We start from the raw sequence: 894 nt of genomic DNA, 5'->3' as shown, positions 1-894 counted from the left end.
AAGATGCGCGAGCCGCTGCTGAAAGCGGGCTTCAGCTGGGTGGACAGTATCGACGAGGTGTGAGACGGAGCAGGTCACTCCGGGAAGCCCGGAGTGAGCCTATCTCTTTTTATTTTGGCGGAAAAGCGTTTCAAGGTCTTCTAGGTAAGCCAAGTGATCTTTCGTCCTAAAGGGAGCGGTTGAGTAGTAGATGTTGTCTCCGTATGGGAGCCCTATTCTTCGTTCGAGGGTGAACTTCGATGGACGCAGCGTAGGAGAAAATGTGGAGTCGGAATCGAGAACAAAGGCGGCAGGGCTAATTTCGCCCATGTAAGGGTACGCCGAGAGACGCTTGTTCATCATTTGTCCTGCCGTCGTTATTGGGGCCAGGGCGGAAATAAGATCGAACCCTGCTCGGACCACGATTTGGCTCTCGAAGAGAGTTTTGCTGCTTTTAATGTCGAGTTCTACGAAGCCGAATTCGGCTTTGCTCCAATTGACTAGATCTTCCACGAAGAGGACGAGTTTATCCGCATCTGCTCGGCTTGAGACAATTAGTCCATCGGGGTAAATTGCAAGCTCATTGATGCCGATGTCATTGAATAATCCGATGCCGAATACGGCTGCTTCTTTTGTGAGATCATCGATTGACGAAGGCGGTTTCGAAAATGAATATCGTTGGATAAGCTTTGCGGCGGCTGCCGGCAGAAACAGTTGTCCCGCAGGGCGATACAGTTGGATTAAGTGGACCACCTTTGTGGCCTCAATGGTAATTAGTTCCATGGTGATGAGCCGTTCTGAATGGCCGATCGTGAGTCAACGTGCTGCGAAGCAGAGCCGATTTGGCTAGGAGGAGCCCAAGGAACGCTCGCGGTTTGAGCCTGGGTGCCGCCTCTGCCCAGAGCGCCTGTAATG

1 protein-coding gene is annotated in these 894 nt (G+C 52.1%); it reads right to left on the bottom strand.

All coding sequences use genetic code 11. The annotated features are described in order from the left end of the window. Window positions 1-99: 99 nt before the first annotated feature. On the bottom strand, window positions 100-762 hold the full coding sequence (locus ABTU92_RS29255; RefSeq protein ID WP_408095063.1) for a hypothetical protein: 663 nt from the start codon (window positions 760-762) through the stop codon (window positions 100-102). Window positions 763-894 lie beyond the last annotated feature (132 nt).

It is taken from the genome of Rhodoplanes sp. SY1, assembly GCF_046000175.1.
Classification (GTDB): domain Bacteria; phylum Pseudomonadota; class Alphaproteobacteria; order Rhizobiales; family Xanthobacteraceae; genus Rhodoplanes.
The sequence above is the reverse complement of the archived record's forward strand: the minus strand, read 5'-3'. Positions and strand labels throughout refer to the sequence as shown.